General features: G+C 64.5%; 21 protein-coding genes. 12 read left to right on the top strand and 9 right to left on the bottom strand.

From position 1 onward, the window contains the following. Positions 1 to 3: 3 nt before the first annotated feature. The 4 genes from motB to flhD all read right to left on the bottom strand — a co-directional run bounded on the left by motB (position 4) and on the right by flhD (position 3161). A complete protein-coding gene (gene motB, locus CAL28_RS12605) occupies positions 4 to 1134 on the bottom strand; it encodes a flagellar motor protein MotB (protein ID WP_254926106.1) in 1131 nt (376 codons plus the stop codon). Positions 1135 to 1149: 15 nt separating this feature from the next. Beyond that, entirely contained in the window at positions 1150 to 2022 is an 873-nt protein-coding gene (gene motA, locus CAL28_RS12600; RefSeq protein WP_094841704.1) for a flagellar motor stator protein MotA, read from the bottom strand. A gap of 199 nt (positions 2023 to 2221) precedes the next feature. Further along, positions 2222 to 2815, bottom strand: a complete 594-nt coding sequence (gene flhC, locus CAL28_RS12595; RefSeq protein ID WP_094841703.1) for a flagellar transcriptional regulator FlhC — start codon at positions 2813 to 2815, stop codon at positions 2222 to 2224. Positions 2816 to 2837: 22 nt separating this feature from the next. Next, positions 2838 to 3161 carry a flagellar transcriptional regulator FlhD gene (gene flhD, locus CAL28_RS12590; RefSeq protein WP_066348928.1) on the bottom strand — a complete coding sequence of 108 codons (324 nt, stop codon included), beginning with the start codon at positions 3159 to 3161 and terminating at the stop codon, positions 2838 to 2840. Positions 3162 to 3583: 422 nt separating this feature from the next. On the opposite strand from flhD, the gene CAL28_RS12585 reads away from it, so the two are divergent. Both CAL28_RS12585 and CAL28_RS12580 read left to right on the top strand, forming a co-directional pair. Next, positions 3584 to 4339, top strand: a complete 756-nt coding sequence (locus CAL28_RS12585; RefSeq protein ID WP_094841702.1) for an RNA polymerase sigma factor FliA — start codon at positions 3584 to 3586, stop codon at positions 4337 to 4339. Positions 4340 to 4596: 257 nt separating this feature from the next. After that, a complete protein-coding gene (locus CAL28_RS12580; RefSeq protein ID WP_094841701.1) occupies positions 4597 to 6105 on the top strand; it encodes a FliC/FljB family flagellin in 1509 nt (502 codons plus the stop codon). 178 nt (positions 6106 to 6283) lie between these two features. On the opposite strand, the gene CAL28_RS12575 is transcribed toward CAL28_RS12580, so the two are convergent. Next, positions 6284 to 7411, bottom strand: a complete 1128-nt coding sequence (locus CAL28_RS12575) for a DegT/DnrJ/EryC1/StrS family aminotransferase (RefSeq protein ID WP_094841700.1) — start codon at positions 7409 to 7411, stop codon at positions 6284 to 6286. Next, on the bottom strand, positions 7408 to 10986 hold the full coding sequence (locus CAL28_RS12570) for a bifunctional class I SAM-dependent methyltransferase/glycosyltransferase (RefSeq protein WP_094841699.1): 3579 nt from the start codon (positions 10984 to 10986) through the stop codon (positions 7408 to 7410). The genes CAL28_RS12575 and CAL28_RS12570 overlap by 4 nt, the downstream gene beginning before the upstream one ends. 179 nt (positions 10987 to 11165) lie before the next feature. On the opposite strand from CAL28_RS12570, the gene CAL28_RS12565 reads away from it, so the two are divergent. The 10 genes from CAL28_RS12565 (at position 11166) to CAL28_RS12520 (ending at position 18959) form a co-directional block, all read left to right on the top strand. Next, on the top strand, positions 11166 to 12020 hold the full coding sequence (locus CAL28_RS12565; protein ID WP_217906564.1) for an arylamine N-acetyltransferase family protein: 855 nt from the start codon (positions 11166 to 11168) through the stop codon (positions 12018 to 12020). 191 nt (positions 12021 to 12211) lie between these two features. After that, a complete protein-coding gene (locus CAL28_RS12560) occupies positions 12212 to 13744 on the top strand; it encodes an amino acid adenylation domain-containing protein (protein WP_094841697.1) in 1533 nt (510 codons plus the stop codon). Positions 13745 to 13759: 15 nt separating this feature from the next. Next, positions 13760 to 13990: an acyl carrier protein gene (locus tag CAL28_RS12555; protein WP_094841696.1), complete on the top strand. Its 231-nt coding sequence runs from the start codon at positions 13760 to 13762 to the stop codon at positions 13988 to 13990. Next, positions 13987 to 15054, top strand: a complete 1068-nt coding sequence (locus CAL28_RS12550) for a 3-oxoacyl-ACP synthase III family protein (RefSeq protein ID WP_094841695.1) — start codon at positions 13987 to 13989, stop codon at positions 15052 to 15054. The genes CAL28_RS12555 and CAL28_RS12550 overlap by 4 nt, the downstream gene beginning before the upstream one ends. A gap of 12 nt (positions 15055 to 15066) precedes the next feature. Then, on the top strand, positions 15067 to 15288 hold the full coding sequence (locus CAL28_RS12545; RefSeq protein WP_094841694.1) for an acyl carrier protein: 222 nt from the start codon (positions 15067 to 15069) through the stop codon (positions 15286 to 15288). 4 nt (positions 15289 to 15292) lie between these two features. Next, on the top strand, positions 15293 to 16054 hold the full coding sequence (locus CAL28_RS12540) for an SDR family NAD(P)-dependent oxidoreductase (RefSeq protein WP_094841693.1): 762 nt from the start codon (positions 15293 to 15295) through the stop codon (positions 16052 to 16054). A gap of 12 nt (positions 16055 to 16066) precedes the next feature. Continuing rightward, complete coding sequence (locus CAL28_RS12535) at positions 16067 to 16816, top strand: SDR family NAD(P)-dependent oxidoreductase (protein WP_094841692.1); 750 nt, start codon at positions 16067 to 16069, stop codon at positions 16814 to 16816. Positions 16817 to 16828: 12 nt separating this feature from the next. Further along, positions 16829 to 17482 carry an acetyltransferase gene (locus tag CAL28_RS12530; RefSeq protein WP_094841691.1) on the top strand — a complete coding sequence of 218 codons (654 nt, stop codon included), beginning with the start codon at positions 16829 to 16831 and terminating at the stop codon, positions 17480 to 17482. Positions 17483 to 17537: 55 nt separating this feature from the next. Next, the gene (locus CAL28_RS12525; RefSeq protein ID WP_094841690.1) at positions 17538 to 18116 is read left to right on the top strand and encodes a class I SAM-dependent methyltransferase; all 579 of its coding nucleotides are present in this window, start codon (positions 17538 to 17540) and stop codon (positions 18114 to 18116) included. Between the two features lie 15 nt (positions 18117 to 18131). Then, entirely contained in the window at positions 18132 to 18959 is an 828-nt protein-coding gene (locus CAL28_RS12520; RefSeq protein WP_094841689.1) for a phytanoyl-CoA dioxygenase family protein, read from the top strand. Positions 18960 to 19019: 60 nt separating this feature from the next. Here CAL28_RS12520 and lpdA read toward each other — a convergent pair whose 3' ends face one another. From lpdA to aceE, 3 genes are read right to left on the bottom strand one after another with little or no spacing between them, the layout of a single operon-like run. Further along, on the bottom strand, positions 19020 to 20837 hold the full coding sequence (gene lpdA / locus CAL28_RS12515; protein WP_094841688.1) for a dihydrolipoyl dehydrogenase: 1818 nt from the start codon (positions 20835 to 20837) through the stop codon (positions 19020 to 19022). 12 nt (positions 20838 to 20849) lie between these two features. Further along, entirely contained in the window at positions 20850 to 22514 is a 1665-nt protein-coding gene (aceF, locus tag CAL28_RS12510) for a dihydrolipoyllysine-residue acetyltransferase (RefSeq protein ID WP_094841687.1), read from the bottom strand. Positions 22515 to 22526: 12 nt separating this feature from the next. Then, positions 22527 to 25235, bottom strand: coding sequence for a pyruvate dehydrogenase (acetyl-transferring), homodimeric type (gene aceE / locus CAL28_RS12505; protein WP_094841686.1), 2709 nt, complete (start codon positions 25233 to 25235; stop codon positions 22527 to 22529). Between the last annotated feature and the right edge of the window lie 244 nt (positions 25236 to 25479).

Raw genomic sequence — 25479 nt, 5'->3', positions numbered from 1 at the left:
CTCCTATTGTGCGGGACGAACCGGCACGACCAGGGCCGCCCCGGCGGATGTCGCCGTGACCGCCTGACCGTCCGCCCCGGGCGCCACCGCCGCGCCTTGTCCCGTCGTGGTGGTGTAACTGACCCCCGTCGCGGTGGGAGCCTGCCCCGTCCCCGGGACATCCTGGATCACGCCGCTGCCCCGGGGCGTTTGGGTCGGCCGGGGCGTCTGGGTCGACAAGGCGCGCGTCAGGTTATTGCCCAACTGCTTCGCGTCCGTGGCGGAGACATCCGCCGCCGCCGCGTTCTCGCGCTCCAGGCGTTCCTGCGTCGCCTTGTTCAACACCACCAGACTGATACGTCTATTAACGGCAGCATAAGGATCATCTTTAACCAGACTGACGCTGGAAGACAGGCCCATGACCCGCGCGACCTTGGTTTCGTTCATGCCGCCGGCCACGAGCTCCTGGCGCGAGGCATTGGCGCGGTCCGCCGACAGCTCCCAGTTGCTGTAGGCGCGCTCGCCGCGCGCATATTGGGTGGCGTCGGTATGGCCGGAGATACTGATCTTGTTCGGAATCTCGTTCAGGACCGGTCCGAGCTCGCGCAGGATGTCGCGCATATAGGGCTGGACCTCGGCCGAACCGGTCGCGAACATGGGCCGGTTCTTGTTGTCGATGATCTGGATGCGCAGCCCTTCGGTCGTCATGTCGATCAACAGCTGCGGCCGGAAATTCTTCAGGACCGGGCTGCTCTCGATGAGATTGTTCAGGCGTTTTTGCAGGTCTTCCAGGCGCCGCTGGTCGCGGCGCTGGGCCTCGTCGCCCTGTACCTGCGCCTCCACGCGATTGCCGTTGGCGCGGCGCACATCGCCGTCGCTGCGCACCGGGTCGGCGCCGCCGCCAGGGATCGCGCTGGTATTGGCCGAATTATTCGGACCGCGGGTCAGGGCGACCGCCAGCGGCATGCGGAAGTATTCGGCGATGCCCTTCAATTCCTCGCGTGGCACGACGCTGATCAGCCACATGACCAGGAAGAACGCCATCATCGCGGTGATGAAGTCGGCGTAGGCGATCTTCCAGCTGCCGCCGTGGTGCCCCCCGTGCGCGCCTTTCTTGCGCCGGATCACCACGCGGTGGTTGTTCACAGGTGCCATGCGGACGCCTCTACATCAAGCCTTGGAGGTGGACGTCTTGGCCTGGCGGACGTGCTCTTCCAATTCGGCGAACGACGGACGCACACCCGAGAACAGCACCTTGCGCCCGAACTCCACCGCGAGCTGCGGGGGGTAGCCGTTCATGCTGGCCAGCAGCGTGGTCTTGATGCACTCCAGGATCTTCACCGCCTCGCTGGTCTGGCGGTCCACGCGCGAGGCCAGCGGCGACACGAAGCCGTAGGCCAGGAGAATGCCCAGGAAGGTTCCTACCATTGCCTTGGAGATCAGGTCGCCCAGCACCGCGGGGGGCTGATCCACCGCCGCCAGCGCCTTGATCACGCCCAGCACCGCGGCGACGATACCGAAGGCGGGCATGCCGTCGGCCACGTTCTGCAGGGCCTGGACCGGCACCTGCCGCTCATGGCGGAACGTCTCGATTTCCTCGTCCATCAGGGTTTCGATTTCGAAGGAGCTCATGTTGCCGCTGATCATGATGCGCAGGTAGTCCGTGATGAACTCCATCAGCTTCTGGTCCTTCATGATGCGCGGGCATTCGGTAAAGATGGGGCTGGAGGACGGATCCTCGATGTGGGACTCGATCGCCATCAAGCCCTCGCGCCGCGCCTTGTTCAGGATCACGTACATAAGAGACATCAACTCCATGTACACGTCCTTGCCGTACTGCGCGCCGCGCAGGGCATTGGGGACCGCGCTCTTGACCAGCTTCAGCGACTTGCGGCTGCTGCCCGCCAGAAAGGCGCCCGCCGCCGCGCCGGCGATGAGCGTGAATTCGAAAGGCTGGTACAGCGCGCCCAAATGGCCGCCCAAGGCAACGAAGCTGCCGATGACGGACGCGATCACCACAAGATAACCAATAACAATCAGCACATCAGGCCCCTGCCAAGCGTAGATGTATTACACGAGCGTCCATGATCCCCCGAGACCGTCGCCGCGAAAGCGCGGTTTACGGGTAATTTTCAGGGGCATTTGGGGTTATTGGAGCGGCGCCGATCCGGGAACGCCGGGCCGCCGCCCGGCGCTTTGCCCCGCACGCGCATGGACCGGGCATGCCCGGTCCGGTGGTCCTTCATATCCCGATGGCATCGACCGCGGCAGCAGGAGGCTGAACGGCGCGACGGCTGGCGCGTTCCTTGGCCGCCGCTCGGGTCTTTCCGGCGCGGGGGGGCGGGCGGCAGATCGCGCAGACGAAATCGGCGCGCGGATCGTGCGCGTGGGCGATGAAATGGCCGCCGCACTGGCGGCATTCCGACAGCTGCAGCATCTTGCCGTCGAAGAACCGCACAAGCATCCAGGCCCGGGTGAAGCTCAGCACGGGCTCGCCCTGCTCCACATCGGTCACGCCGGCATGTTCGAGGTACAGGCGATAGGCATCGATGATGGCCCGCACGCCCTTGCTGCCGGTATGTTCGTTCAGGAACTTGTAAACGTTGTAGAACAACGACGAATGGATGTTCGGCAGCCAGGTCATGAACCAGTCCACCGAAAACGGCAGCATGCCCTTCGGGGGCGAACAGCCGCGGATCTCGCGGTATAGCCGTGCGAGCCGGTCGTGGCTCAGGCTGGTTTCCGACTCCAGGACCTGGAGACGGGCGCCGAGACTGATCATGGCACTGGCCAGCAGAATCTCGTCGGCTTCTTGGGAAACGCTTCTAATAGCCATGACCGTCGCAGGATAAGAAGGATCAGGCCAACTGTTCGACCGGCTGCTTGGCCAGCAGAATCGTGGCGTGTGCCTGCTGCAACGCGCCGCCCAGGACGTCGTGCGTCAGGGCGGACAGCAGGCTGTAATCGTCGAAGCGGAAGCGGCACAGCAAAGAGCTCGAGCTCGCCAGCTTGACCAGTTGTGCCGGGGAAAGTCGCATCAGGATGTCGGCCACTTGCTCGCTGAAGCCCAAGCGAAACATGGACGCTGCATAGTCGTCGCGTAGCATGCGCTGCGCGAGGAGCAGGTAGGACAGGTTCACTTCGCGAATGTCGGCGAGCAACGTGTTCTCAGGCTGTTTCATCGGATATCCCTTGTCACTATTACAGTTCTGTCCTGGGCCAGCCGGCCCGCGCGCCGGATCTGGTTACTATACGTATGCAATAAATCTCAAAATATTTCTTTTGTTCCCACAAGTCATACAATTTACCATGTGCAATGTCATTTTGTATGTCAGGCATGACAAATCTTTGTCATTCGTGAAATATCGCACCGATGGGACATATATAGCAACAAAGACTTTTGAGAGTGTAAGGCAATTCCGTAAACAAGCATTAGAAAGCTTGTGTCTTTGTGCCAATGAACTGGGCCGAAAACCGCACAATGCAGGCTGAAACGTGGGTACACCTTGGATGCTTTCCGCCGCTTCGTAACAATTGAACATGTCGCGTACAGGCAACAAAGCAAATGTGGTGACGAGACGCTCCAACCTTCTAGCCGACCGCAATGTCCCCTTCCGAAGATCGCCTGGCTGAATATGCGCCCCTGGTGCGCAAGCTGGCCCTGCAGCTGCTGGCACGCCTGCCGGCCAGCGTGGAACTGGACGACCTGATACAGGCCGGAATGATCGGCCTGCTGGATGCGGCGCGTCGCTACCAGGAGGTGGCCGACGCCCAGTTCGAGACCTACGCTACCGCGCGGATCCGGGGCGCCATGCTGGATGAGCTCCGCAACCAGGATTGGCTGCCCCGCAGCGTGCGCAGCAAGGCCAAGCGCATAGACCAGGCCGTGGCGCAACTGACACAACAGTTGATGCGCCCGCCCAGTGAAGCGGAAATCGCCGCGCACCTCGATCTGCCCCTGGCGGAATACCACCAGCTGCTCTATGACGCCCAAGGCGCCCAGATCGTCCATTACGAGGACTTCGGCAGCGAGAACGGCGCCGACGCCCGGGACGGCGACTGGGCCGCGGGCGCCGCCGAAAGCGGCACCTGCGCCAATCCCCTCGATAGTCTGCTTGCCAGCGACTTCCGCCAGGCCTTGGCGCAGGCCATCGACGCCCTGCCCGACCGCGAAAAGCTGCTGTTATCGCTGTGTTACGAGCAGGGATTGAACCTGAAGGAAGTCGGCGCCGTCATGGGCGTCACCGAGGCGCGCATCTGCCAACTGCGCTCGCAAGCCATGTCGCGCCTACGCGCCAAGCTGAAGGATGGCGCCTGGCAGCAGTTGCCGGACGACGTCCGTATCGCCTACGTCGCCTGAAACAGCCGCCCCCCTGGGCTGCACCGGGCCTGCATATTCATTGCAATACATGTCAGCCCATCCGCGGGGCTGTCTTGCAGGCGCCGACGCGACAGTCGGAAATTTTTCGCTGTCCATCACCCTAAAGGTTTACTGAAGCTTGCCGTTACCCAGTCAGCGGCGCGGCATGCGGCCATCACCTCCGGTGGACGATTCCGTGCCCGCAGGGCGGCCTGGCTGCCCGGTTTGAAGAAGCCTTTCTCTCTTGGGAGCTATTCATGGCTGCAGTAATCAACACCAACTACCTCTCGCTGGTTGCTCAAAACAACCTGAACAACTCGCAGTCGGCCCTGGGCTCTGCGATCGAGCGCCTGTCCTCCGGCCTGCGTATCAACAGCGCCAAGGACGACGCCGCCGGTCAAGCGATTGCAAACCGCTTCACCGCCAACGTGAACGGCCTGACCCAGGCTGCTCGTAACGCCAACGACGGCATCTCCATCGCGCAAACGACGGAAGGCGCCCTGAACGAAATCAACAACAACCTGCAGCGCATCCGCGAACTGACGGTTCAGGCCCAAAACGGCACGAACTCGTCGTCGGACCTGTCCTCGATCCAGGCTGAAATCAAGCAGCGCCTGGACGAAATCACCCGCGTTTCGCAGCAGACCCAGTTCAACGGCGTGAACGTCCTGGCTTCCAACCAAAGCCTGAGCATTCAGGTTGGCGCCAACGACAGCCAGACCATCGACATCAACCTGAAGCAGATCAACGCTTCGACGCTGGGCCTGGGCACGTTCGACGTCACCAAGACGGTCGACACGACCAACATCACCACGACGGCGACCACGCAACTGGCTCCGGCCACCGTCAGCGTGACCGACCTGAGCTTCACCGACACGAACACCGGCAGCACCTGGGCCGTCTATGTCGACGACACCGACGCCAACAAGCTGTACGTGTCGAAGGACGGCGGCAGCACGCTGTACAGCGCCACGTACAACTCGGCTACGAACTCGCTGCAGTTCGACTCCAGCAGCTCGGTCGCTGCCTCGGCCACCGCGGCTGCCGGCAATGACGTGCACGTGGGCGGCGGCGTGATCATGCACGCCGACGACATCACCGGCCGCACCGACGCCAACGCCGCTGCCGAACCGGAACTGGTGCTCGACTCCGCAGGCAACTACTACGTCACGCTGGACGGCGGCAGCACCTACACGTCCGCCACCGTCGACGCGTCGGCCGGCACCGTGTCCTACGACTCCAGCACCAGCCTGGCCAGCGCCCCCACCGGCGTTTCCAGCTCGCTGACCGAAGTGGACGTTCCGGGAACGGCCGTCAACGTCAACCTGTCGGGCCTGTCGTCCAGCCTGGTCGGCTCCTCGCCCACCCTGCACGCCCTGAAGGATGGTTCGGGCTACGTGGTCCAAGGCAGCGACACCGATGGCAACACGGTGTACTACAAGGCCAACGTCAACGCGTCGACCGGCGCCGTCTCCCTGGGCGACAAGCTCTCGCAAGACCCGCTGGCCTCGCTGGACCAAGCCCTGCAAGACGTCGACAGCCTGCGTAGCGACCTGGGCGCCGTGCAGAACCGCCTGGAATCGACGATCGCCAACCTGAACAACACCGTCAACAACCTGTCCGACGCCCGTTCGCGTATTCAAGACGCCGACTACGCGACCGAAGTGTCGAACATGACGCGTGCTCAGATCCTGCAGCAAGCTGGTACCGCGGTTCTGGCGCAAGCCAACCAAGTGCCGCAAACCGTGCTGTCCCTGCTGCGTTAATCGCCGCGGGCCGGGTTCCCCTCGCGGGGATCCCCGGCGCAGTACGCAAAAGCCCCGATCTTCGGATCGAGGCTTTTTTTATCGCGCGCGACACGGCACGCCCGGCCGGACAAACCGCGTGGAGTACAAAAAAGCCCCGGATCGACCGGGGCTTTTTGCGGGAGATGCAGCGGCGGGGCTAGGCTGCCACGCGGCGGGGCAGCGCGGCGGCTTCGGCGATAACGTCGATCACACGCAGCACGTCCCGGTCGTCCAATGCCGGATAGAACGGCAGGCAGATCACCCGGTCGGAAACCGCCCGGGCATTGGGCAGATTGGCGACATTGGCCGACGGCATATGCCGATACATCGGGAAATCCGAAATCAGCGGATAGAAGTACCGGCGTCCGAAAATACCCTCGTCGCGCAAGCGCTGGTAAAGCTCGTCGCGCGCCATCGGAAAATCGTCCTGCACCAGGATGGGAAAGTAGGCGAAGTTCGCCACGCCCGGCACCGGGTCGGCGCACCGTATGCCGCGCAGGCTCGACAAGCCTTCGCGGTAGGTCGCGTCGATCCGCTCGCGCGCGCGCAGGGCATCGGGCAGGTGCTTCAGGCTCATCAGCCCGAACGCCGCCTGTACCTCGTTCATCTTGCCGTTGATGCCGGCGGCCACCACCGTGGTTTCGCCGGCGAAGCCGAAGTTCTTGAGGTAGTCGATACGCTGTTTGGTCTTGGCATCGGGACATACGATCGCCCCGCCCTCCAGCGTGCTGAATACCTTGGTCGCATGGAAACTCAGCACGCTCAGATCGCCGTGGCGCAGCACGCTGCCGCCCGCGTCGCGCACGCCGAAGGCATGGGCCGCGTCATAGATGACCCGCAGGTTGTACTGGTCGGCGATTTCCTCGATCCGACGCACATTGCAGGGGCGGCCATAGCAATGCACCGGCAGGATGGCGGTCGTGGCCGGCGTGATCGCGGCTTCGATGCGGTCAGGGTCCAGGTTGAAGGTATCGGGATCGATGTCCACGAACACCGGCTTCAGGCCGTTCCACAGCAGCGAATGCCCCGTGGCGACGAACGAGTAAGGCGTCGTGATGACCTCCCCCGTTACCCGCAGGGCCTGCAGCGCCGTGATCAGTGCCAGCGTGCCGTTGGAGAAAAGCGCGATGTGTTCGACACCCAGGTAGTCCTGCAGCGTCGACTCCAGCTCCTGGTGGAAGGGTCCGCCATTGGTCAGGTGCTTGCTCGCCCAGATCTTTTCCAGGTAGGGCAGGAACTCATCCAGGGGCGGCAAATTGGGCTGGGTGACGTAGACGGGTTTCATCTCGGCTCCACGGTAAAGCTGGCGGGCGCCTCGCCATTGCACCAACGGCGCCACATCTGCCTGACAGCGTCCTGCACGTAGCCGGCCACCGTGCGGTAGTCCCGCCCGGCATGACTGGCGATATGGTCGCGCATGGTCGAGCGCCACCTGGCCAGTTCGTCCAGGCGCTGCGTCCAATCCACCGCCTTGGCCACGAAGTCCTCGGGCGTATCGGTCACCCATTCGGCCGGCAGCCCGCATTGGCCGATCGTTCCGGCCGTCTGCGCCGATATCCAGGTCTTGCCGCGCATGGTGACGATCGGCAGGCCCATCCAGAGCGCGTGGTTCGAGGTCGTGCCCCCCGTGTACGGGAAGCTGTCCAGTATCAGGTCCACCTCGTGGTGGAAGCGAAGGTAGTCCACCATGTTGGCCCGCGGCCGGAAGATCAGGCGTTCGCGGTCCACGCCCAATCCCTCCAGTTTCTCCGTAAGCTGGATCTTCGCGTCGTCGCTCGGTACGCCGCCCAGCAGCATGCGGGCGTTGGGCACGGCATTCAGCACGCGGGCCCAGAGCGACAGCGTGACATCGCCCACTTTGCTGGGCCGATTGAAACTGCCGAAAGTAAAGTGGTCGTTGGTCAGGGCGGGAAGCGCGTTGACCGCCGGTGCGTCGGCATAGGGCTTGAACACGCCGGAAGCGGGCAGGAAAGCCAGCTTCTCGGTAAACATGTCATCCATTTTGCCGGGCTGCGTCATGTGCTGGTCCGACAGGAAATAATCGATGGAGGTCATACCGCTGGTGGCGGGGTAACCCATCCATGTGATCTGGACCGGCGCCGGCTTATAGGCGAATGCCGGCAAGCGGTTGTCGGCGGTGTGTCCGGACAGGTCGAACAACACATCGATGGCGTCCTCACGGATCATCGCCGCCAATTCGCGGTCGGTCACGCCGACGGCGGAGCGCCAGGACCGCGCATAGCCACGCAAACGCTGCGTGACGCCGTCCTCGTGCGGCGAATTGCTGTATACCCAGATCTCCATGCCGCTGGCATCCCATGCTTCCCAGATTGGCTCGATGAAGCTGGACACCGCGTGGTTGCGAAGATCCGCCGATACGAAACCCACGCGCAGCGTTCGTTGCGGGTCGCGGTCATTGGCATGCGGCGGGATACGCGTGGTGACGCGCTTTTCCGCGATCTCGCCGAACCTGCGGTGTTCGGCGATCAGGTCCGCCGGGGAAATCTGGTCCGAATGCGCCAGCACGAACAGCAGGTTGCTGTGGTTGGGCATGTGATTCGGCGCCAGTTCCAGAGCCTTGCGATGGCTGGCCAATGCCTCGGCGTGCTTGCCATGCTCGAAGTAGATGTTCCCGAGATTGGTGTGGCTTGCAAAGGCGTCGGGCCTGGCGGCGACACCGCGCAGGGCATGCGACTCCGCTTCCGGGAACATGCCGCGATCCTTGAACAGGTTCGTCAGGTTGACATGGGAAGCATAGTTGTCGGGCTGCAGCGACAAGGCGACGCCGTAGCATTTCTCGGCCAGATGCGACAGGCGCTGCGTTTGCGCGGCCAGTCCCATCGCCGCATGCGCGCTCGGATCCAGCGGGTCCAGGGCGACGGCGTGGAGGAGAGCGTCGTAGGCTTCCTTGGCCTTGCCGACGTAGCGCAGCGTGTCGCCATACTTCAACCACAGCGGCTGGTCGTCCGGGAACCGTTCGATGCACTTGCGGCCGAGCTCTTCCGCTTCGCTCCAGCGGCCGGCCACGAACAGGCGGTTGAATTCGATTGCATCCTTGTGGGCGACCGCCGCGCTCCTGTCTTTTTCCTTGGAAACGCGCCGGCCGGGCGGCATGCCGGCCTTCTCCATATGGGCCACGACCACCAGGGCGTCGAGGTAATCCTGCCAGTAGTTGCCCCTGCCCCGCGCGGCGCGAACGGAAGTCGCCAGATGGTGGCGCCAGGCAGCGGGCGCGCCGTACAAAAGCCCATAGCGCTTGAGCCGATCGAACAAGGTGGACACCAGGGTGACCGATTGCAGCTCCACCGCCGCGTCGTCCATGTCGTCCAGGTTGCCTACCGACGGCACAGCACCGTCCCGAACGGCCTGGGTCAGCAGGCTTGCCAGCTTGGCCAGCTCGCGGCCCTTCACCATGTGGCCCAGCAGGAACGCGTCGGCGTTCTGCAGCGGAAACTCGATGTATTCGCCCCACAGATTGAACGTCCACAGGCTTTCCGTGGCCGGGAAGCCGGGCTGGGCGACCTGCTGCGCCAATGAGGCCACCAGGCGCAACCCTTCGGCCACCGGCACGTCGTCGCACGGGCCGGCACCGTCGATATAGCGCAGAACGCCCTTTTGGAACAGATATTCGACAGCCCGCCATACGGCCTGCTCGTGGCGCGTATCGTCGGTGTTCAATCCGAGCGGCCGGCGCGTCCACGCGACCAGTTCCTCGAAACCGAGCGTCGCGGGCCAGGCGTGGCCCAGGGTTTCCATGACCAGCGTCAACAGGGGATCGGTAATGACGATCTCCACGCGGGTGCCGCTGCAGGCGCGGAAAGCCTTGGCATCCTTCGGATGCTGCCCGTTGCGCGGCAAGCGCGCGAAGCTGGCGGCCAGGCGGCACTGGCGCAAGCGTTCGACCTCCGGCCCGGGCTGCGCCAACGCGGCCATGCCGTCGTGCGCCACCAGCGAAAAGCGCGTGCTCCGGCCGACGGCGAAGTCCAGATACTGCTGGCGCACGGCCTTGGGCTTGCCCAGCGCAACCAGACTGTGAGTCAGCGCCACATGGTTGCCGTAGGTCTGGGGGGTTTCGACATGCGGTTGCGTGTCGCCCACGTAGCCCAGCCCCGCTTCCTGCACCAATGCGGCGAACTCGGCGAAATAGCAGGCCGAGACCCCGCCCAGCAGATAATCGCGAACCAGCTCGTCGTCCGTGCCGGCGCGCACCCGCTGCACCAGGCCGCGCAGCATGCCCCCATACGGGTTCTCCGCGGCCAGCCCTTCTTCCATCAGGCTGAGCACGCCGCGCGCCTTGCCGATCAGTTCCGCATCGCTCTGCGAGCCCTGGATATGCATCTGCATGGCCTCGCGCAGTATTTCGGCCGACTTCCAGCCTGGATACGTGCGATAGCCGATCATGGCCACGCCCGTCGGCGACAGGCTGGCCCGGCACAGCGCGAGCAGCATTTGCAGGGATTGCGCGGGCACGCGCGTGTGAATGTCCTGCGCGATGATGTAGTCGAATTCGCCCAGTCCCGCGCCTACGGTTTCCCAGGCCATCGCGCGCAGGTCCACGTTGGCGGCGCCCAGCATGGCCGCTTGCGCGCGGCCGGCCTGTATGCGCCCCTCGTCCATGTCGATTCCCACCACGCGCGCGTCCGGATGCGTCAACGCGAACGGCAGCAGGCTCTCGCCGGAGCCGCATCCCAGGTGCAGGACGCGGGCTTGCGCCAGATCGGTGGGCTGCACGCCGTATAGCCGCGCTGCCGCGTGCAATTGCAGCGGTGTCGTCGCGTACGAGACGGGGGGGCGATAGCCAGCGGCGGCGCCGTCCGACGCGTCGGCGTCCTGTTCCGAAGAGGGAGAATCGTCCAGCATGGAATAGCAAGGCGTGATTGGAGATGCCAGCAGCGTACCAGCGGGAAAAGCAGTTCAAAGCCGCAAACTAAGGCCCAAAGTGCGACCATCTGGACGGATTCGGCGCGCCCGGTGACCGGCTGGCCCGACGGGGTTCCGGACGCCCCCGCGACACTGGTAGACTTGCCCGCAGAAGGCCCATGCCGGAAGACCCAGCCATGCCCCGCGATACCCTGCAGGAATCCGCCCGTTACCTTGAACGCCTGGGCTATGCGGCCCCGCCCCCGCCGACCCTGGCCACCCTGGCGGAACTGCAGGCGCGCCACACGCGGGTCTTCCCTTTCGAGACGCTCTCCTGCCTGCTGCGCCAGCCTGTTCCGATCGACCTGCCCGCGCTGGAGGAAAAAATCCTGCATGACGGCCGTGGCGGCTACTGCTACGAACTGAACCTGCTGTATCAGGCCCTGCTGCGCCATCTGGGATACACGGTGCGGGCGATCAGCGGCCGGGTCGTCATGGGAGGCCCCGAGGACGCCTGGACCGCCCGTTCGCACCTGCTGGCGCTGGTCACCGTGGACGGCGACGATTACATCTCCGACGTCGGTTTCGGCCGCCTGGTCCCGACGGTACCGCTGCGGCTGGAAGACCGCCAACCGCAGCCCACGCCCCTGGAAACCTTCCAGATCGGCGTACAGGATGACGGATATATGCTGCGCGCGCAGGTCAACGGCGTATGGCGGGCCCTGTACCGTTTCGATACGCAGCGGCAGGAGGCGGTCGATTTCGAGATGGGTAACTGGTACGTCAGCACCCATCCGGACTCGCCGCTGCTCGGCCAGCTGGTGGTCGCCCGCTGTGGGGACGGCCACAGAAAAACGCTGAACAACGGCAGCTACGGCGTGCATCGGCCGGGCGCCATCAGCGAACGGCGCCAGCTTACCGATGCCGACGCCGTACTGGCCCTGTTACGCGACGAGTTCGACCTGGCGCTGCCGGCCCATCCGGAGCTGCGAACCGCCATCGCCCGGCGGCTGGCCCCCTCCGCCACGCGCTAATCCGCGGCCGCGCGCTCCGCTGCGGCAATCGCCCAGAAACACGGGGTTTTGCCGCACTGTTTCAGGATTCAGCCAGGCGTCGCTTTCGCTAGGATACGAAACTGAGGCCAGGCCGCGAAGATTGGCCGGCGGTCGCCGCCCGTTTGCGCGCGCGACGTCAACCATTCCGAGCATACGACGCCAGCAACACCATGCAAACCAACGCGATTGAGTATTTCGAAGGGGGAGCGCTCGCCCACGCGCCGCGCAAGACGGCCATCCTGGACGGGGACAGCCGATACACCTTCGACGAGGTCGCGTCCCACGCCAAGCGCCTGGCCATGGCCATTCTCGCGCGCCAGCCCGCGCTGAACCGGCCCATCGCCGTTTACCTGCCGAAGAACGCGCAAACGGTCTTCGCGGATCTCGCCATCGTCTACTGCGGGAATTGCTACGCCAACCTGGACGTACGCTCACCCCGCGAACGGGTGGCCGCGATACTCGGAAACCTGGACTACGAACTGGTCCTGACTTCCGCGGCCGGCGCGGAGGCACTCGCGGACATGGGCGTGCCGGCGGACCGTGTCCTGCGTATCGAGGACGCGCTGGCGTCGCAGGGGGACTGGGACGAAACCGCGCTGGCCGCGCGCCGCGAGCAGGTCATCGATACCGACCCGCTTTGCATCATCCACACCTCCGGCTCCACCGGCATCCCCAAGGGCGTCGCGCTGAACCACCGCTCGACCATCGATTTCATGGACTGGGCCTTCGCCACCCTGAAACTGGATGGCAGCGAAGTCATAGGCAGCCTGTCGCCCTTCTACTTCGATATCTACAGCCTCGAACTCTTCCTTTGCCTGGCCAAGGGCGCCACCCTGGACATCATTCCCGAATCGCTGTCCACTTTTCCCGCCCGGCTGCTGGAACATCTGCGGGAGAACGAAGTCAGTTTCATCTTCTGGGTGCCGACCATCATGGTGGCGATCGCCAACCAGGACCTGCTATCGCGCCTGCCGCTGCCCGCCATGCGCAAGGTTTTGTTCGCGGGCGAAGTCTTCCCCACCCGCCACCTGAATACCTGGCGCCGGCAGTTGCCCCAGGCGATGTTCGTGAACCTGTACGGGCCCATCGAAATCACCGTCGACTGCACCTACTTCATCGTCGACCGCGATATGGCGGACGACGAAAAGCTGCCCATCGGCATTCCCTGCCGCAACTCCGACGTGCTGATCATCACGGACGACAACCGCCCGGCGGGTCCGCTGGAGCACGGAGAACTGTGCGTGCGCGGCAGCTCGCTGGCGCTGGGCTACTGGAACAATCCCGAGAAGACCGCTCAGGCCTTTACCCAGAACCCGTTGCAGACGCATTATCCCGAACGCATCTACCGCACCGGCGATATCGTCTATCGCAACGAGCGCGGCGAAATCATGTTCGTCGGTCGCAAGGACTACCAGATCAAGCACATGGGTTACCGCATCGAATTGGGCGAGATCGAGCATGCCGCCCTGCAGGTCCCCGGAATCAAGAATGCCTGCGTGGTCTACGACGCGCCGCGCAAGGAAATCGTGCTGTACGTGGAGTCGCCCGAGGAAATCGCGGCCGCCGACCTGCGCCGGGACCTGAGCGGCAAGCTTCCCAAGTACATGCTGCCCACCGTCTTTGAGCGCGTGCCGCAGATGCCTCGCAACCCCAACGGAAAAATCGACCGCCTGGCGCTGCAGCAACGCCGCGCGGCCGCCTGAACGAGACCCCCAGCCATGTCCGCCCTGCCTGAACTCCTGGCCAGCATCCGCCCCGAAGCGGATTTCATCAACTCCACCGACTTCATGCTGGACGGCCTGCTGGACTCCTTCGACATGATCACGCTGGTCGCGTCGCTGGACAAAGCCTACGGCATCTCGATCGACGGGCTGGACATCGTGCCCGAGCATTTCCAGAACATCGCGACGATAGAAATGCTGCTGGCCAGATACGGAGTAAAGCCGTGAAACTGCGCTTCCATGGCAAGCGGATCGCCGGCCTGTTGACCGTCGTGCCCGCGCACGAACAGTCCTTCATCGAGGACATGAAGGGCTTCAACTTTCCGGAAGCCCGCTCGCGCAAGCTCATGGAAGTCATGGGATACGACAAGCACCGGCTGGCGTTGCCGGGCACATGCGTGTCCGATCTGGCAGTGGCCGGATTCGAGCATCTGTTCGCCAATGGGCTGCTGGACCGCGACGGCTTCGACGCGATGATCGTGGTCACGCAGACGCCCGATTACCTGATGCCGCCCACCAGCGCCGTCATCCACGGCAGGCTGGGCCTGCCCCAGGACATGCTGTGCCTGGACATCAACCAGGGCTGCGCGGGATTCATCGTCGGCCTCATCCAGGCGATGTCCCTGCTGGAGCAGGAAAGCGTGCGCCGCGTGGTGGTGGTCAACGCGGACATCATCAGCCAGAAGACATCGCCGAAGGATCGCAATAGCTATCCGCTGGTAGGCGACGCCGCATCCCTGGCCATCGTCGAAAGGGATGCCGATGCCGCGGCCATCACCGGGGAAATCAAGGTGGACGGCGCGCGGCGCGAGGCGCTGATGATCCCGGCCGGCGGCATGCGGCTGCCGCATTCGTCCGCCACCGCCGTCCTGGAAGACGTCGGCGACAACAACCTGCGGGCACAGGACCACCTGCGCATGGACGGCACGGCGGTTTTCAACTTCGTGCAGACCGAGATCCCGCCACTGATCGATGGCCTGCTGCGCGACGGCGGGGTCGACCGTGCCGAGGTCGAATGGTATCTGTTTCATCAACCCAACCGCTTCATGCTGCAGAAGCTGGCCGACCGCCTGGGCGTGCCCCATGACAAGGTGCCGATGAATGTCGTCGAAAAATACGGCAACAGCAGCGGCGTCACCATTCCCATGGCGATCACCGAAAACCTGGGCGATGTACTGTCCGGCGCGCCGCGTCTTGTCTGCCTGGCCGGCTTCGGTGTCGGCCTGACCTGGGCCGGCCTGCTGATGCGGCTGGGCAAATTGCGGTTCTGCCGCATGATCGATTTTGAATAAAGAGGTATTCGAATGGACAAGTTCTACGCCGATCTGGCGGAGTTGCTGGAAGTGGACGCCGTCGATCCCGCCAAGGCGCTCGACACCTACGACAATTGGGACTCCCTGACCATCCTGTCGCTGATCACCATGCTGGATGCCGACTTCGGCGTGACCTTCCACGCATCGGATATCCGCCAGTTCAACTCGGCGGCCGACCTGCTCGCCGGCGTGCAGGCCAGGGCCGCGAAGTAGTTCGATGACCCATCCGTTCGTCCTGACCGGCCGGCGCATCCTGGTGACCGGCGCGGCCTCCGGCATCGGACTGGCCACGGCGCACCTGCTGGCGCGTCTCGGCGCGACCGTGGCGGCACTGGACCGCGACGAAGCCGGCCTGGCGGCCGCCTTGGGCGCGTTGCCCGGCAGCGGCCATACGACGCACACGCATGACCTGCGCGACGTGGAAGCCATCCCCGCGCTGATGCAGGCCATCGCCGCGCCGGACCGGCCGCTGGCGGGCATGGTGCACGCGGCGGGCGTGGCGTCCATCTGGCCTACCCGGCTGCTGTCGCCCGATCGCTACCGCGATGTCTTCGCGGTCAACACCGAGGCCGCGCTGGCCCTGCTGCGAGGATTCCAGCATCGGGCGGTATGCGCGGCCGGCGGCGGCTCGGTGGTATTCATCTCGTCCGTGGTGGGCATGGTGGGATCCAGCGGCGCAGCGGCCTATGCGATGTCCAAGGCAGCGCTGACCGGTCTGGCCAAATCCACGGCCCTGGAATACGCGCCCCGCAATATCCGCGTCAACTGCGTCGCGCCCGGCTTCGTCAAAACCGACATGTACGATCGCGTGGCCGCCCGCTGGGACGAAACGCAACGCCTGCAAGTGGAGGCCATGCACCCGCTGGGCCTGGGCCAGCCCGCCGACGTCGCCAATGCGGCCGCCTTCCTGCTGGGCGACGCGGCCCGTTGGATCACCGGCACCGTGCTGGTCTGCGACGGCGGCTATACGGCATCCTGAAGCCACCGACCCATGGACGATACCCCTTACACCCTGATCACCGGCGCCTCGTCGGGCATCGGCCGCGAAACCGCCATCCGCCTGTCGAAGTCGAGCCGGCTGGTGCTGCACGGCCGCGATGCGGACCGCCTGGAAGAAACGCGTCGCCTCTGCGAAAACGCCGACGCCCATCTTTGCTGGCCGATGGACCTGCGGCAGGTCGATCGGATCGAAGCGGCATTGACCGGCCTCATGCAAGACCATGGCATACGCGTCCGCGGTTTCGTCCATTGCGCCGGGCTGCTGAAGGTCGCGCCGCTACGCCTGCTCGACCCCCAGGCCGCGCTGGAGTCCATCAACGTCAACCTGCTGTCGGCGGTCGAGATATCCCGATTGCTGGTCCGCCGCAAGCTCAATGAAAAAGCGCTGGGCGGCATCGTCTTCGTATCGAGTACGGCCAGCCAGTTCGGCGCGCGCGGCTTTAGCATTTATTGCGCCAGCAAGGGCGCCCTGGATGCCTGCATGCGCGCGCTTGCCGTCGAACTGGCCCCGGACGTCCGCGTCAATGCGGTGCTGCCGGGAGCGGTGCGGACCGCCATGACAGAACATATGTTCGCGGACCCGGAACTCATGCGCAGAATGGCGGCCGACTATCCGCTGGGACTGGGCGAGCAAGCCGACATCGCCGCGGCCATCGAGTTCCTGCTTTCGGATAATGCGCGCTGGATCACCGGACAGCAACTGGTGGTCGACGGCGGCCGTACCGTAAACATATCCGGCTAGCGATCCGACACCATGCAGCAAAACGGTAATCTCGTCATCATCAGCGCCGGCAGCCTCGGACGCGAGGTGCTCGTCTGGGCCGGCCAATGCATCCAGGCCGGCACGCCGTGGCGGATAAAGGGATTCCTGGACAGCCGTGCCGATGCGCTGCGCGGCCTTGCCTATGATGTGCCCATCCTTGCGTCCCCCGACGACTACGAGCCCGCCTCCGACGACCTGTTCCTGTGCGCCATCGGCGATCCCGTGGCGAAGCGGCGCTACGCCATGCAGATGCAGGCCAAGGGGGCCCGCTTCACCCGCCTGATCCACCCCACCGCCCTGCTCGGGCGCAACATCGAGATCGGCGAGGGCGCCATCATCTGTCCGTTTACGCAGCTGTCCTGCGACCTTGCCCTGGGCCGACACGTCATGCTGGGCACGAACAGTTCGGCAGCGCACGATACCCGCGTCGGCGACTACACCCAGATTTCCGGCGCCTGCCAGATAAACGGCCACGCCAACGTCGGTGAAGGCGTATTCCTGGGCAGCAGCGTCACGCTGCTGCCGAAGTCGCGCGTCGAGGATTGGGCCTATGTCGGCGCCGGCAGCGTCGTACTACGCCGGGTCAAGGCGCGCACCAAGGTCTTCGGCAATCCCGCGATGCCCATCGGTACCGTCGACACCTGATTCCATCACACGCCGGCCGCGCCGGTTTTCCGACAACCCTTACCAGAGTCCATCCATGGCCACGCCGTCCCAATTCGATAACGATACCCTGGAGCTGACGAGGGAACATATCAATGCATTCCTGACCAAAACGGCGGCCAGCCTGGCGGGGGAAAGCGGCCGGCTGCTCGAGGTCGGCCCGCAGGAACGTTCTTTCGTGCGCGAGAAGTTTTCCAACTACGACATCGACACATTCGATGTGGTGGGCACGCATAACCCCACGATCGTGGGCGACATCACCAAAACCAACGTCACCATCGCGGACAGCACCTACGATGTCGTCGTTTGCATGGAAGTGATCGAACACACGCTGAACCCGTTCGAAGCCGTCAAGGAGCTGCGGCGCGTGCTGCGGCACGAAGGCCACCTGCTGATCTCGGCCCCCTTGAACTGGCGGATCCACGGTCCCTTGCCGGATTGCTGGCGCATTACGGAGCACGGGTGGAAAGCGCTGCTGCGCGACTTCGACATCCTGGAGATCGACATCCTGGAAAGCCCGGGGCGCGAACTGTTTCCCTTGAAGTACAACGTCCTGGCCAAGTGCAACAAGTTCAAGAACACGCAGGACAACGAACTGGTATTTCGCTGGATCTGAGCCCGGAGCCCGATCATGAGCACATACGGCATCGACGAGAAGTGGATCGAGCGCATCGCATCGGACACCTTCGACCTGGAGGTCTTCAATCAGACCGGCGTATTCGTGCTGCGTGGCGCGATCGCGCCACCGACCGTCGCCACGTGGCAGCGCGAATGGGCGGCATTCTACGAGGCCAGCCTGAAGAACGGGCGCGACGTCAACCGCGCGAATCCCGTAGCGCTGAATGAAGCCCTGCCGGAAACACTGGCGGGCATGTACCGGGACCCCGCGCTGATCGATGTCGCGCGGCAGGTTTTCGGCGCGGATATCGCCCTCTACAACCACCGCTTCGTCATCAAGGACCAGTTCAGCCGCACCCCGGTATTCCTGCACCAGGACAGTTGCTACCACCTGGGCCGGCATAACAAGTGCAGCCTGTTCGTGCCGCTTAGCGAGGTCAACGGGGATAACGGCGGATTGAGCTTCTATTTGGGCTCCCACAAGCTCGGTTTCCTGGGGGACGCGGGCGAGATCGACCCTGAAGCGTTCGAAATCAAATGGCCCAAGGTAACGCCGGAAATGCGGCCGGGCGACTTTGCCATCATGCATAGCTCGGTGTGGCATGAGTCGGGGCCGAACGTGTCCGGGATAGATCGGATCATGGCCGATACGATCGTCCAGCCCGCCGACGATCCCACGGGCAAGGAACTCCTGGCCGGAAGCTGGCGCACGGATTTCTTCTACTCGCCGATCAACTGCATCCGCTATTTCAAGAATTCGCGCGTAAAGAAGAACATGAAATTCCAGGAAGAAATCGCCGAGTTGCGCGCCAGCCTGGACGCGGCGAACGGGCAAGCCTGATCGGGCTCCCAAAAAAAAGGCTGCCGGTTCCGGCAGCCTTTTTCCCGACACGCGGCGAAACTACTTCTTCTTTACCGGAGGCAAGTCCGTGCAGACGCCTTCGGCGACTTCCGCCGCCATCCCCACCGACTCGCCCAGCGTCGGATGCGGGTGGATGGTCTTGGCGATATCGACCACATCGGCCCCCATCTCTACCGCCAGCGCCAGTTCGCTGATCAGGTCGCCGGCATGCGTGCCGACGATGCCGCCACCCAGGATGCGGTGGTTGTCGGCGTCGAAGATCAGCTTGGTGAAGCCTTCGTCGCGGCCATTGGCGATGGCGCGGCCGGAGGCGGCCCAGGGGAATACGCCCTTCTCGATCTTGATGCCCTGCTTCTTGGCCTCGTCTTCCGTCAGTCCCACCCAGGCGACTTCCGGGTCCGTGTAGGCCACCGAGGGAATCACGCGGGCGTCGAAGAACGATTTCTCGCCGGCCGCCGCTTCCGCCGCCACATGGCCTTCGTGCACGGCCTTGTGCGCCAGCATCGGGTTGCCGACGATGTCGCCGATGGCGAAGATATGCGGCACATTGGTCCGCATCTGCTTGTCGACGGCGATGTAGCCGCGATCGGTCACGGCCACGCCCGCCTTGTCGGCACCGATCTTCTTGCCGTTGGGCGAGCGTCCGACCGCTTGCAGCACCAGGTCATAGCGCTGCGGTTCCTTGGGCGCGCCCTCGCCCTCGAAGGTGACGTAGATCCCGTCCTTGCGGGCTTCGGCGGCCACCGTCTTGGTCTTGAGCATGATGTTGTCGAAGCGCGGCGCATTCATCTTCTGCCACACCTTGACCATATCGCGGTCCGCGCCCTGCATCAGGCCGTCCAGCATTTCGACCACATCCAGGCGCGCGCCCAGCGTGGAGTACACCGTGCCCATTTCCAGGCCGATGATGCCGCCGCCGACGATCAGCATCTTCTTGGGAATGCTGCGCAGCAGGAGCGCGCCGGTGGAATCGACGACACGTTCGTCGTCGGGCATGAAGGGCAGCCGCACCGCCTGGCTGCCGGCCGCGATGATGGCGTTCTTGAAGCGCACCGTCTGCGTCTTGCCGTCGGCGCCCTTGACCGTCATGTGGTTGGGATCGGCGAACTCGCCCACGCCGGTCACCACGGTGACCTTGCGCATCTTGGCCATGCCGCCCAGGCCGCCGGTCAGCTTGCCGACCACGCTGTCCTTGAAGCTGCGCAGCTTGTCCAGGTCGATTTTGGGCTCGCCGAAGGTGATGCCGTGATCGGCCAGCGCCTTGGCCTCTTCCATGACCGCCGCGACGTGCAGCAAGGCCTTGGACGGGATGCAGCCGACGTTCAGGCAAACGCCGCCCAGGGTGGAATAGCGCTCGACCAGGACGGTCTTCATGCCCAGGTCGGCGGCGCGGAACGCCGCGGAATAGCCGCCGGGGCCGGCACCCAGGACCAGCATGTCGCATTCGATGTCGACACCGCCCGAATACGTCGCGGCCGCGGGGGCGTTGACGGGCGCCGCCGGGGACGGCGGCACGGACTTGCCTGCCGTGTCCGCCGACGCCTTTGCGGGCGCGGCGGCGGCGGCCGGCGCGGCGGGCTTGTCCGCGGCCGGGGCGGCCTGTTCGGCGCCGCCTTGCGCCGGCTCCAGGTCCAGGATGGCCGTGCCCATGGATACCTTGTCGCCGACCTTCACCTTCACCGACTTGACGACCCCGCCTTGCGACGAGGGGATTTCCATGGATGCCTTGTCCGACTCCACCGTGATCAGGCTCTGTTCCGCCTTGACGGTATCGCCGGCGGCCACCAGCACTTCGATGACTTCGACTTCCTTGAAGTCGCCGATGTCGGGTATCTTGATTTCCACCGTATTGCTCATATCGATCCCCGATTACAGCGCGATGCGGCGGAAGTCGGCCAGCAAGGCGGTCAGATAGGCATTGAAGCGGGCCGCGGCCGCGCCGTCGATGACGCGATGGTCATAGGACAGCGACAGCGGCAGCTTCAAACGCGGCACGAACTGCTTGCCGTCCCACACCGGCTTGAACTCCGAGCGCGACACGCCCAGGATGGCGACCTCGGGGGCATTGATGATGGGCGTGAAGTGCGTGCCGCCAATGCCGCCCAGCGACGAGATCGAAAAGCAGCCACCCTGCATTTCAGCGGGCGACAGCTTGCCGTCGCGCGCTTTCCTGGCCATATCGGAGCTTTCCTTGGCCAGGTCCAGGATGCCTTTCTTGTCGGCGTCGCGGATCACCGGCACCACCAGCCCGTTGGGCGTATCGGCGGCGAAGCCGATGTGGTAGTACTGCTTCAGCACCAGGTTGTCGCCGTCCAGCGAGGCGTTGAATTCCGGGAATTTCTTCAGCGCGGCGACCACGGCCTTGATCAGGAAGGCCAGCATGGTGACCTTGATGCCGGCCTTTTCGTTTTCCTTGTTCAGCGTCACGCGCAGCGCTTCCAGATCGGTGATGTCCGCTTCGTCGTTGTTGGTGACGTGCGGGATCATGACCCAATTGCGGTGCAGGTTCGCGCCGGAAATCTTCTTGATGCGCGACAGCGGCTTGGCCTCGATCGGACCGAACTTGGCGAAGTCGACCTGCGGCCAGGCCAGTACATTCAGGCCACCCACATTGCCGCCCGCCGCGCCGGCCGCCGCCGGGGCGCCGCCCGCGAGGGCCTGTTTGACGAAGCCACGGACGTCGTCCTGCGTAATGCGGCCCTTGGGACCGCTGCCCGCCACGCGCGTCAGGTCCACGCCCAGTTCGCGCGCGAACTTGCGTACCGACGGCGATGCGTGCGGCAATTGGCCGGGCTTGGCTTCGGCCTGCGGCAGCGCGGCGGCCGGAGCCGGGCGCGCGGCAGCCGCAGGCGCCGGTGCGGCGGCCGCGGCGCTTGCCGGTGCCGGCGCTGCCGCCTGGGGCTGGGCCGGCGCGGCGGCGGGCTGGGCCGGTGCGGCACCGCCTTCCACCACCACCAGCGGCGTACCCTTGGATACCTTGTCGCCGACCTTGACGCGCACTTCCTTCACCACGCCGCCCTGCGACGCCGGGATCTCCATGGAGGCCTTGTCCGACTCCACCGTAATCAGGCTCTGCTCGGTCTTGATGGTGTCGCCGACGGCGACCATGACCTCGATCACCTCGACTTCCTTGAAATCGCCGATGTCCGGGACTTCGATCACCGCCTGGCCGCCACCCTGGGCGGGCGCCGCCGCCGGGGCGGCCGCGGCAGCCTGCGCCGGCTGCGCATCGGCCTTGGCGGCGGGTTTTTCTTCCTGCTTCGCCGGTGCGGCGGCGGGCGCTTCGGACGCCGCCCCCGCTTCCAGTTCCAGGACGACGGTGCCCATGGACACCTTGTCGCCCACCTTCACTTTCACCGACTTGACCACGCCGCCTTCGGACGACGGGATTTCCATCGACGCCTTGTCCGACTCCACCGTAATCAGGCTTTGCTCGGGCTTGATCGTGTCGCCCGGCGCCACCAGGACTTCGATAACCTCAACTTCCTTGAAGTCGCCGATGTCGGGTACCTTGATTTCCACCGTATTGCTCATGTCGTTCGGGCCTCAGGCGTATTGCGGGTTGGCTTTCTCGGGATTGATTCCGTACTTCTTGATGGCTTCGGCCACCTTGGAAGCCGGAATGGCGCCTTCGTCCGCAAGCGCCTTCAGCGCGGCAACCACCACGAAGTGGCGGTCGATCTCGAAGTGCTCGCGCAGCTTGTAGCGGAAATCCGATCGGCCGAAACCGTCCGTGCCCAGCACCCGGAATTCGCGGCCCTTGGGGATGAACGGACGGATCTGGTCGGCGTACAGCTTCATGTAGTCGGTCGACGCGATGATCGGGCCTTCCGTCTTCGCCAATTGCTGCGTGACATACGGCACCTGCGGCTTCTTGTCGGCCGGATGCAGCATGTTGTGGCGATCGACGTCCTGTCCTTCGCGGCGCAGCAGCGTGAAGCTGGTCACGCTCCAGATGTCCGCGGCCACGCCCCAATCCGTGTCCAGCAGGCCGGCGGCGGCTTCCACTTCGCGCAGGATGGTGCCCGAGCCCATCAGCTGCACGCGCTGCTTGCCCTTGCCCACGGTCTTCAGCTTGTACATGCCGCGCACGATCCCTTCCTCGTCGCCCGGCTTCAAGCCCGGGTGCGGGTAGTTCTCGTTCATCACGGTCAGGTAGTAATAGACGTTTTCCTGGTTCTGCACCATGCGGCGCAGGCCGTCCTGGATGATGACCGCAACTTCGTGCGCATACGTCGGATCGTAGGGCAGGCAGTTCGGGATGGTGGCCGCCATCAGGTGGCTGTGTCCGTCCTCGTGCTGCAGGCCTTCGCCGTTCAGCGTGGTACGGCCCGCGGTGCCGCCGATCAGGAAGCCGCGTGCCTGCATATCCCCGGCCAGCCAGGCGAGATCGCCGATGCGCTGGAAACCGAACATCGAGTAGTACACGTAGAACGGCACCATGATGCGGTTGTTGGTGGAGTAGGACGTGGCCGCGGCGATCCAGGAGCTCATCGCCCCCGCTTCGTTGATGCCTTCCTGCAGCAGCTGGCCGTCGGCCGCTTCCTTGTAGTACATCACCTGGTCCTTGTCGACCGGGGTGTACTTCTGCCCTTCAGGCGCGTAGATACCGATCTGGCGGAACAGGCCTTCCATACCGAAGGTGCGCGATTCGTCGGCCAGGATGGGGACGACGCGCGGCGCCAGGTCCTTGTCGCGCAGGATCTGGTTCAGCGAACGCACGAAAGCCTGCGTGGTGGAAATCTCGCGGCCTTCCGCGGTGGGTTCCAGCACGGGCTTGAAGGCCTCCAGCGCCGGCGCCTTCAGCTGCTCGTCGGCCTTGGTGCGGCGCTTGGGCAGGTAGCCGCCCAGCGCCTTGCGGCGTTCGTGCAGGTACTTCATTTCCGGGGAATCCTCGGCCGGCTTGAAGAACGGCAGTTCCTCCAGCTTGTCGTCGGGGATGGGAATGCCGAAGCGATCGCGGAATTCGCGCACCGCCGCCACGTCCAGCTTCTTCTGCTGGTGGGTGGGGTTCTTCGCCTGGCCGACATGGCCCATGCCGTAGCCCTTGATGGTCTTGGCCAGGATGACGGTGGGCTGGCCCTTGTGGTTGGCCGCCGCGTCGAAGGCGGCGTAGACCTTGTGCGGATCGTGGCCGCCGCGATTCAGGCGCCACACGTCCTCGTCGCTCATGCGGGCGACCATCTCCAGCAGCTTGGGATGCTTGCCGAAGAACTTCTCGCGCACGAACTTGCCGTCGTTCGCCTTGTAGGCCTGGTATTCGCCGTCGACGGTTTCCTCCATCACGCGGCGCAGGATGCCTTCCTTGTCATGGGCCAGCAGCGGATCCCAATAGCCGCCCCAGATCAGTTTGATGACGTTCCAGCCGCTGCCGCGGAAATCGCCTTCAAGTTCCTGGATGATCTTGCCATTGCCGCGCACCGGGCCGTCCAGCCGCTGCAGGTTGCAGTTGATGACGAAGATCAGGTTGTCCAGCTTTTCGCGCGCCGCCAGGGCGATCGCGCCCAGGGATTCCGGCTCGTCCATTTCGCCGTCGCCGCAGAATACCCAGACCTTGCGGTTGGCCGTATTGGCCAGGCCGCGCGCGTGCAGGTACTTCAGGAAGCGGGCCTGGTAGATGGCGGTGATGGGCCCCAGGCCCATGGAGACGGTCGGGAACTGCCAGAATTCCGGCATCAGCTTGGGATGCGGATACGAGGACAGGCCCTTGCCGTCCACTTCCTGGCGGAAGTGGTTCAGTTGTTCTTCGGTCAGGCGGCCTTCCAGGAAAGCGCGCGCATAGACACCGGGCGACGAATGGCCCTGGAAGTACACGAGATCGCCACCGTGGTCTTCGGATTCCGCGTGCCAGAAGTGGTTCTGTCCGGTGCCTATCATCGTCGCCAGCGAGGCGAAGGAGGCGATATGCCCGCCCAGGTCGCCGCCGTCCGGGGGCGAATGCCGGTTGGCGCGCACCACCATCGCCATGGCATTCCAGCGCACGTAGGCGCGGATGCGCGATTCCAGCTCGAGGTTGCCCGGATGCGCCGGTTCGAGCCCGGGGGGAATTGTGTTCACATACGCGGTGTTGGGCGAATACGGAATATGCGCGCCGGACCTGCGGGCCTCGTCGATCAGGCGCTCCAGCAGGTAATGCGCGCGTTCCGGACCTTCGCGGTCCAGCACCGCCGCCAGCGCTTCCAGCCACTCCTGGGTTTCCAGGGTGTCTTCGTCATTGGCAGCCGTTTGGGCGCCAGCCAGGGCGTTAGAGGACATCGTGTGTCTCCAGCAGAGAGGGTTGTAGCCGTGCGCCTGTGCCGGCGCGAGGGGCATGAAAAAACGCCCGCAGAAAACCGTACCTGACGCGCGGGTACGCGTCCGGTGGCTGGCCAGGGCAACTTATGCGGCGCATTCTAGGAAACAAGATTACCCCGGCGCAAGAGAAATTTCATGTTGCGGTACGGCATTTCATAATATGAAATCATCGCCAATCGCAACAAACGACTAAAATGCGGCAAGA

Source organism: Bordetella genomosp. 11, assembly GCF_002261215.1.
Taxonomy (GTDB): Bacteria; Pseudomonadota; Gammaproteobacteria; order Burkholderiales; family Burkholderiaceae_B; genus Bordetella_C.
Note: the sequence above shows the minus strand (reverse complement) of the source record. Positions and strands in the feature narration are given on the sequence as shown.

What these genes read in the sequence shown, in the direction of transcription:
- CAL28_RS12585 (WP_094841702.1), top strand. Translation starts at nt 3,584, where the DNA reads ATGTCCCCTTCCGAAGATCGCCTGGCTGAATATGCGCCCCTGGTGCGC.
- CAL28_RS12520 (WP_094841689.1), top strand. Translation starts at nt 18,132, where the DNA reads ATGAGCACATACGGCATCGACGAGAAGTGGATCGAGCGCATCGCATCG.
- CAL28_RS12565 (WP_217906564.1), top strand. Translation starts at nt 11,166, where the DNA reads ATGCCGGAAGACCCAGCCATGCCCCGCGATACCCTGCAGGAATCCGCC.
- CAL28_RS12540 (WP_094841693.1), top strand. Translation starts at nt 15,293, where the DNA reads ATGACCCATCCGTTCGTCCTGACCGGCCGGCGCATCCTGGTGACCGGC.
- flhD (WP_066348928.1), bottom strand. Translation starts at nt 3,161, where the DNA reads ATGAAACAGCCTGAGAACACGTTGCTCGCCGACATTCGCGAAGTGAAC.
- CAL28_RS12575 (WP_094841700.1), bottom strand. Translation starts at nt 7,411, where the DNA reads ATGAAACCCGTCTACGTCACCCAGCCCAATTTGCCGCCCCTGGATGAG.
- CAL28_RS12555 (WP_094841696.1), top strand. Translation starts at nt 13,760, where the DNA reads ATGTCCGCCCTGCCTGAACTCCTGGCCAGCATCCGCCCCGAAGCGGAT.
- CAL28_RS12580 (WP_094841701.1), top strand. Translation starts at nt 4,597, where the DNA reads ATGGCTGCAGTAATCAACACCAACTACCTCTCGCTGGTTGCTCAAAAC.
- CAL28_RS12545 (WP_094841694.1), top strand. Translation starts at nt 15,067, where the DNA reads ATGGACAAGTTCTACGCCGATCTGGCGGAGTTGCTGGAAGTGGACGCC.
- CAL28_RS12560 (WP_094841697.1), top strand. Translation starts at nt 12,212, where the DNA reads ATGCAAACCAACGCGATTGAGTATTTCGAAGGGGGAGCGCTCGCCCAC.
- aceE (WP_094841686.1), bottom strand. Translation starts at nt 25,235, where the DNA reads ATGTCCTCTAACGCCCTGGCTGGCGCCCAAACGGCTGCCAATGACGAA.
- CAL28_RS12535 (WP_094841692.1), top strand. Translation starts at nt 16,067, where the DNA reads ATGGACGATACCCCTTACACCCTGATCACCGGCGCCTCGTCGGGCATC.
- aceF (WP_094841687.1), bottom strand. Translation starts at nt 22,514, where the DNA reads ATGAGCAATACGGTGGAAATCAAGGTACCCGACATCGGCGACTTCAAG.
- CAL28_RS12525 (WP_094841690.1), top strand. Translation starts at nt 17,538, where the DNA reads ATGGCCACGCCGTCCCAATTCGATAACGATACCCTGGAGCTGACGAGG.
- CAL28_RS12570 (WP_094841699.1), bottom strand. Translation starts at nt 10,986, where the DNA reads ATGCTGGACGATTCTCCCTCTTCGGAACAGGACGCCGACGCGTCGGAC.
- CAL28_RS12530 (WP_094841691.1), top strand. Translation starts at nt 16,829, where the DNA reads ATGCAGCAAAACGGTAATCTCGTCATCATCAGCGCCGGCAGCCTCGGA.
- flhC (WP_094841703.1), bottom strand. Translation starts at nt 2,815, where the DNA reads ATGGCTATTAGAAGCGTTTCCCAAGAAGCCGACGAGATTCTGCTGGCC.
- motB (WP_254926106.1), bottom strand. Translation starts at nt 1,134, where the DNA reads ATGGCACCTGTGAACAACCACCGCGTGGTGATCCGGCGCAAGAAAGGC.
- lpdA (WP_094841688.1), bottom strand. Translation starts at nt 20,837, where the DNA reads ATGAGCAATACGGTGGAAATCAAGATACCCGACATCGGCGACTTCAAG.